The following is a 6,449-nucleotide window of genomic DNA, read 5'->3' as shown; positions in this document are numbered from 1 at the left end:
AGCTGCATGCCGATGCCGAACAGGAACGCGCCGACCAGTACCGAGACGCCGACTGCGCCGTATTCGCCGCGCACGGCCTGGCCGAACACCGAGCCGTGGCCCAGAGCGGGGAAGAACAGCACAACGGCGACGGCGAGCATCAGCATCTGCGCGCGCAGGCCTGCGCCGCGCCCGTCCGCAATGAACACGCGCCATGCCGAGGTGAAGCCGAACAGCGCGTGATACAGCACGAGGCCGAGGCCGCCGCCGAGCACAAACAGCGCGCCCTGGCGCCAGCCGTAGACCTGTCCGAGCGCAAGCGCGCCGGCTGCGAGCGCAGCCAGACCGACCGTGACGACCTTGGTATTGATGGAGGCGCGCCCGGAACCGCTGCTGCGATCGGAGGCGAGGAGTCGTGCGTCGACGGAAAGGTCGGTCATTTGAGGCCCGGGCTTAAAGAGGGGGATGACCGATATGTACGGCTGCCGCAGCATGCGGCAACCCGCCGCGCGCGAAAGGAAATGCGCTTCTCCCGCTCGGCGATGCGACGAAACGTTGGTCCTTCCGTTTCGCTGTTCGCGAGCGAAATCGTCTCCCGTCTGAAGCGGGTTCGCTACAGATGCTGCCGCGTGCGTTCTGCCTAGACCGGCTGCACCGCGCAGAATTCCCGGTTGAAGTGAACCAGTGGCTTTCTGTCGGGCTGCAGCACCGCGTGCTTCACCTCGCAGAAGAACACGCAGTGCTGGCCGAGTTCCGTCTCGCTCATGACTTCGCAGTCGAGCACAGCGAGGGCGTCAACGAGGGCGGGGACGCCGCTGTGGAGTTCGGTCCAGACGTGGGCATCGAAGCGGTCGGCGCCGCGCACGGCGGGGGAGCCGAAGCGTTCGGCGAGGCCGGCGTGATCGTCGGCGAGGATGTTGACGCTGACGCGCCGGGTCGCGCTGATGATGCCGCGGGTGCCGGCGCCGCGGTTGACGCAGGCGATCAGCGACGGCGGATCGATCGTCAGCGAACACACGGCCGTCATCGTCAGCCCGTGCCGCTCGCCATTGGCGCTCGTCGCCAGGATGCAGACGCCGCCGGCGAGAAGGCGCATGCTCTGCTTGAACAGGTCCGCCGACATCGATGGTTCGGAGATCATGCCAGGCCCTCGCGATAGGTCGATCGACTGGTCGATACGCACCGCGACGTGTCGCGGTGCGCTACGCGTCATGCCGCCGTCGGGTCAGGCGAACGGCGCGGCGCGCGGATTCTCGCCGAGGTCGCCGGTCAGCTTGAACTGGCCCATCATGCCGGACACGGTGTCGAAATCGATCACGGCGTGGTGGCAGGCGGTGCTGATATCACGGAAGGCGCGATACACCGGGCTGCCTTCGTAGATGCCGGCCGCGCCGGACGCGGCGTAGATCCGGTCGATCGCGCGGCGGCACAGCTCGACCACATAGGCCGCGTCCCAGCGCATCTGGATGCGATCCTCCGTCGCCATCGGCGCCTGATCGATCTCCATCAGCTTGTCGAAGCGCTCGCACATGTCGGTGAGCAGACGCCGCGCCGCGGCGATCTCGGCGCTCGACTCGGCGACGCGCTTCTGCATCGAGGCATTGACCGCCTTGACGACGCCGGCCGGCGTCACGCGCTTGGCGGTGGCGTCGATGAAGGCCTTGAGGCCGCCTTCGGCCATGCCGAGCACCGAACCGGACAGCATCGCCGGCAGGCCGGAATACACCGACAGCCGATAGGTCGGCGCCTTGGCGTGCGGGCTGAGGCCGAGGAAGGTCGGCTGCGTCGGGACCGCGCGATGCGCCGGGATGAAGGCGTCGGTGACGACGAGATCCTTGGAGCCGGTACCGCGCATGCCGAGCGTGTGCCAGGTGTCGACGATCTCGACGTCGGCGAGCGGCACCATGACGTGATGGATCAGGTAGTCGTCCGGACCGGGATTCGCCCGGCGCGAGCCGACGATGAACCACGGCGAGTGATCGGAGCCGCTGCCGAACTGCCAGCGTCCGGTGAGGCGCCAGCCGCCTTCGACGGGAGTCAGCACGCCGGCGGGAGCAAGCGAACCCGCCACCAGATTGTCGGCGTCGCCTTCATAGACTTCGCGCTGACATTCTTCGGGGAACCGGCCGATGATGTAGTCGTGTGCGACGCAGACCATCAGCACCCAGCTCGCCGCCGAGCAGACCTTGCCGATCTCCGCACAGGCCCAGATGTGGGCGCTGGGCGACATCTCGTAGCCGCCGAATTGCTTCGGCGTGATCATGCGGGACAGGCCGGATTCACGCAGCGCATTGGCGGCGTCGTCGGCGAGCCGGCGCTGTTTGTCGCTCTCGTGCGTGGTCGCGGCGATCCGGGGCAGGATGGAGTACACCGCCGCCTTGTAGTCGAACACGGAGTCGGTCGCGGCCTCCGACTGAACCTTCTGCATTGCGGCTGCGCTGTTCATCCCAGATCTCCTGATGGCCATCGGCGAGGTGACGTCATCACTCCGCTGTCGATCGCGGCGTGATTAGTTGGCGGATGCGCTACGATGTCGAGCGCCTTGATGTAAGTCAAATTCATAGTCATAATCGCGCGCATGAACCGGATGAATGATCAGCTCGATCTCAACCTGCTGCGCGTATTCCTGGCGATCTGGGACCTGCGCAGCCTCACCGCGGCGGGCGATCGCCTCGGCCTGACGCAGCCGGCGATCAGCCACGCGCTGCGGCGGCTGCGCGAGCGCTTCGGTGATCCGTTGTTCGTGCGGGTGGCCAACCGGATGTTGCCGACGGACGCGGCGGTGCGTTTGCACGAGCCGCTCGATCAGGCGTTCGAGCTGCTCAATCGCACGCTGCAGAGCGGCGTCGTGTTCGATCCGCGCGTCACCGAGCGCACCTTCCGGGTGGCAATGTCGGACATCGCGGAAGTGTACATCCTGCCGCGGCTGATCAGCGAGCTGTCGCAGATTTCGCCGTTCGTGCGCGTCCACGTCGTGCCGCTGCTGCCGGACAGCGTGGTGAGTTCGATGCGGTCCGGTGAGATCGATCTGGCGATCGGCGCGATCAGTGCGCCGGAGAAGGATCTGATCGCGATCGATACGTTCAGCGACCGCTACATCTGCTTGGTGCGAGCCAATCATCCGATCGTCAAATCGAAGCTGACGCGGGCCAATTTTTCGAAGCTGCGGTTCTTCTTCGCGCGGACGACGTCGTCGGTGTATCAGCTCGCCGAGCAATGGCTGGCGGACGAGGATGCGCGTCCGCGGATCGCGGTGCGCGGCCATTTCACCACGGCGCCGGAGATCGTGCGCCATTCCGACGTCGCGGCGATCTTCCCGCGGCTGTTGGCGCTGGATCTTCACCGCGCCCGCGACTTTCGCCTGCTCGAGCTGCCGTTCGAACTGCCTCCGATTGAAGTTCGGGTCCACAGCCATTCGCGCTTCGCCAACGACACCGGCATCAACTGGATGTGCCAGATCAGCGCCGCGATCCTGAGCCGCGAAGGCGACAGCCGGCGGATTGCTCCGACGCGGCGCTGAGCGACACGCGGCGGCTGCCGCGTGTCGCTGTCGTCTGGTGCTACTTGCGCGGATCGAACTTCGTGGAAAACGCTGCGTCGGGGACCGTGTCGAGATAGCCGCCACCCATCACCTCGTTGGCCATGGCCCCGAACCGCCGCAGGCTGGCGATGGTCTGGTCGTCCCATTTGGTGGTGTAGTCGGCCAGTACACGCTGGCGCAGCAGCTCGATGGCGGCGGGCTCGAGCCCGTATTTTTTGCCGTAGGCCTCGAACACTTCGGGATGGGTCTTGACGTATTCGATGGCCTCGAGCCACGCCTTGGTGAAGTTGGTCAGCGCTTGAGGCTCGGCCTTGATGAAATCGTCGTTGGTCGAGTAGCCGATCCACAGGAAGTCGTCGCCGGTGCCAGCCTTGTAGGCGTCGGCGAGGTTGCCGAGCGATCGATATTTGCCGGTGCCTTCGAGTTTCGCCGCCAGCGGATCGAACATCACCGCGGCGTCGATCTCGCCCTTGTCGAGCAGCGCCGGCAGCAGGCCGGGCCCGGCGAACTGCAGATCGCCGGTCTTGCCGGGATCGAAACCGTGGAATTTCGACGTGATCACGCGGAACAGTACGGTGGCGGTGCCGGCAGCGCCGGCGAACGAGCCGACCTTCTTGCCCTTCAGCTCGGCGATGCTCTTGATCGGCGAGGCGGCCGGAACGATCACATCCACGGTCGCGCCGCGGCCGACCGGGAAGATCATCGTCACCGGCATGCCCTTGCCACGGAACTGCGCGATCGCGGTCCAGCCGCCGAAGCCGACGTCGACATCCTTGCCGCGGATCGCGGTGAACAGCCCGTCCAGCGTCGGATAAGCCCGATACTCGGCGGCGATGCCGTATTTCTTGTCGATGCCCTGATCGATCATCGCGCGCGAGCCGATCTCGTTGAGCGATTGCGCGAGATCGCCGATCCGCACCTTGACTTGCGCGGTGGCGGCGCTGGTCGTCGCAAGCACGACGGCGGCGAGAAGTCCAAGGCGGGTTAGCATACGCGCTCCAATCGTTGGATGGGTCAGAGGTTCATGCGGGCGGCGGTGTGGCGGTCGAGATCGTCGACAAGGCGTGCGGGAGCCTCGGGCGCGACGGCGGGGGCTGGGCGGGCCATGCCGTCGCCGAACGCGCGGATGACGTCGCGGCTGAGCTCGAACACGGCGGAGTCATCGTAGCTGCGCGGCCGCGCGATCGGCACGCGCATCTCCTGTTGGAACGCGCCGCCCGACATCACCAGAATGCGGTCGGCGAGGAAGCAGGCCTCGTAGGCATTGTGGGTGACGAACACGATGGTCTTGCGGGTCTCTTCCCAGATCGTCAGCAAATCGGTGCGGATCCGCCGCGCGGTGATCTCGTCGAGCCCGGAGAACGGCTCGTCCATCAGCAGGATGCCGGGCTCGACGCACAGCGCGCGGACCAGCGCGAGCCGTTGCGCCATGCCGCCGGAGATCTGGTGCGGATAGTAGTTGCGATAGTCGGACAGCCCGGTCATCGCGAGATAGCGTGACTTGAGCTGCTCCCAGCGCTCGGTCGGCACCTTGCAGCTCGACAAGGCGAAGTCGAGATTGCCCTCGGCGGTCAGCCACGGCAGCAGCCGCGGCTCCTGGAACAGATAGCCGATGCGGCCGCCGCTGACCTCGGCCCTGCCTTCGTAGACCTTGTCGAGGCCGGCGAGGACGTTGAGCAGCGTCGACTTGCCGCAGCCCGACGGGCCGAGGATGCAGAGGAATTCGCCGGCGCCAACCTCGAGATCGAGGTCTTTCAACACCATGCGGGTCTCGCCGTCGCGTTGCTTGAAGGTCTTGCGCAGCGACGCGACTTGGATGGCGGGCTTCATACGGCAACCTCCGGACGCCAGGCGAAGATGCGGCGTTCGATCGGCTTCAGGATCGCCAGCTCGATCAGCAGCATGATGATGGTGAACAGCAGCGTCCAGGCCAGCACCTGGCGCATGTCGGCGAGCTGGTACCAGTAGAACAGTTTGAAGCCGACGCCGTTGGGACGGCCGATCAGTTCGACCAGCACGGTGATCTTCCAGATGATGCCGAGCCCGAACCGCGCCGACGCCATCACATAGGGATAGATCTGCGGCATCAGCACGCGGCGCACGATGGTGGCGCGTGGCGCCTCGAACACGCGCGCCATCGCCACCAGCTTGGTGTCGACGTTTTTGACGCCTTCCCAGATGTTGATGGTGATTGAGGGAGCCGCCGTGACCGCGATGGCGATGATCGCGGCGGCCTCGTTGAGGCCGAACCACATGAAGGCCATGATGGCGTAGCACAGGCTCGGCACCGTCAGTCCGATCATCACCCAGACGTCGAGCACCGCCTCGGCACGGCGGTTGAGCCCCATCAGCACGCCGACCGGAACGCCGAGCAGCAGCGCCAGAACGAGGCCGCCGACGACGCGCAGCATCGTCATGACGAGGTCGGTTCCGACGCGGCCGCCGGCGATCTCGCCCCACAGCGCCTTCACGGTCTCCACCGGTCCGGGGAAGATGTCGGGCGGCAGCGTCAGGGACAGCAAGCCCCAGAAGATCACCGCGGCGATCAGTGAGAGCACCTTAAGCATGGCTGGACATCCCCGTCAGTCTCGGCTCCGGAAGAGCGATGCCCGCGCTGGCGGCGCAGCTCCGCGCGATCTGTTCGACCTCGGCGAGCAGGCTGCTCTCGTCGACGGTGAGCACCTTGCGATCCCGCATCACGATGCGGCCGTCGATCACGACGTCGCGCACATCCGCGCCGCGCGCGCTGTAGACCAGCGCTTTCTCCGGATCGAACAGCGGCGACAGATGCGGTTGCCGCTCGTCGATGGTGAGCATGTCGGGGCGATTGCCGTCTTAGAGCGATCCGTTTTCGGTCAGCGCGTGGCAGCGGGCGCCCTCGACCGTCGCCATGCGCAGCGACCGCGCGGCTGTTTGCGCCTGCGGATCG

8 protein-coding genes are annotated in these 6,449 nt (G+C 66.3%); 1 reads left to right on the top strand and 7 read right to left on the bottom strand.

Annotated features, from left to right (window positions below; genetic code table 11):
* The 3 genes from ACOJTD_RS19835 to ACOJTD_RS19825 form a co-directional block, all read right to left on the bottom strand.
* The coding region (locus ACOJTD_RS19835; protein WP_420134583.1) for a YeeE/YedE thiosulfate transporter family protein at positions 1–419 on the bottom strand (419 nt) is incomplete at its 3' end.
* A 200-nt stretch (positions 420–619) separates the two neighbouring features.
* The gene (locus tag ACOJTD_RS19830) at positions 620–1,192 is read right to left on the bottom strand and encodes a flavin reductase family protein (RefSeq protein WP_420134582.1); all 573 of its coding nucleotides are present in this window, start codon (positions 1,190–1,192) and stop codon (positions 620–622) included.
* A gap of 12 nt (positions 1,193–1,204) precedes the next feature.
* Positions 1,205–2,425 carry an acyl-CoA dehydrogenase family protein gene (locus tag ACOJTD_RS19825; RefSeq protein ID WP_420134581.1) on the bottom strand — a complete coding sequence of 407 codons (1,221 nt, stop codon included), beginning with the start codon at positions 2,423–2,425 and terminating at the stop codon, positions 1,205–1,207.
* 132 nt (positions 2,426–2,557) lie between these two features.
* On the opposite strand from ACOJTD_RS19825, the gene ACOJTD_RS19820 reads away from it, so the two are divergent.
* Positions 2,558–3,499 carry a LysR family transcriptional regulator gene (locus tag ACOJTD_RS19820; RefSeq protein WP_420134580.1) on the top strand — a complete coding sequence of 314 codons (942 nt, stop codon included), beginning with the start codon at positions 2,558–2,560 and terminating at the stop codon, positions 3,497–3,499.
* 40 nt (positions 3,500–3,539) lie between these two features.
* Here ACOJTD_RS19820 and ACOJTD_RS19815 read toward each other — a convergent pair whose 3' ends face one another.
* Genes ACOJTD_RS19815 through ACOJTD_RS19800 form a run of 4 tightly spaced genes read right to left on the bottom strand, consistent with a single transcriptional unit; the run spans position 3,540 to position 6,337 of the window.
* Positions 3,540–4,511, bottom strand: coding sequence for an ABC transporter substrate-binding protein (locus tag ACOJTD_RS19815; RefSeq protein WP_420134579.1), 972 nt, complete (start codon positions 4,509–4,511; stop codon positions 3,540–3,542).
* 23 nt (positions 4,512–4,534) lie between these two features.
* Positions 4,535–5,350, bottom strand: coding sequence for an ABC transporter ATP-binding protein (locus ACOJTD_RS19810; protein ID WP_420134578.1), 816 nt, complete (start codon positions 5,348–5,350; stop codon positions 4,535–4,537).
* Complete coding sequence (locus ACOJTD_RS19805; protein WP_420134577.1) at positions 5,347–6,087, bottom strand: ABC transporter permease; 741 nt, start codon at positions 6,085–6,087, stop codon at positions 5,347–5,349. Before ACOJTD_RS19805 ends, ACOJTD_RS19810 begins: the two co-directional genes overlap by 4 nt.
* Complete coding sequence (locus ACOJTD_RS19800; RefSeq protein ID WP_420134576.1) at positions 6,080–6,337, bottom strand: hypothetical protein; 258 nt, start codon at positions 6,335–6,337, stop codon at positions 6,080–6,082. The genes ACOJTD_RS19805 and ACOJTD_RS19800 overlap by 8 nt, the downstream gene beginning before the upstream one ends.
* Between the last annotated feature and the right edge of the window lie 112 nt (positions 6,338–6,449).

This window comes from Rhodopseudomonas sp. (genome assembly GCF_048594845.1).
GTDB lineage: Bacteria > Pseudomonadota > Alphaproteobacteria > Rhizobiales > Xanthobacteraceae > Rhodopseudomonas.
Note: the sequence above shows the minus strand (reverse complement) of the source record. Positions and strands in the feature narration are given on the sequence as shown.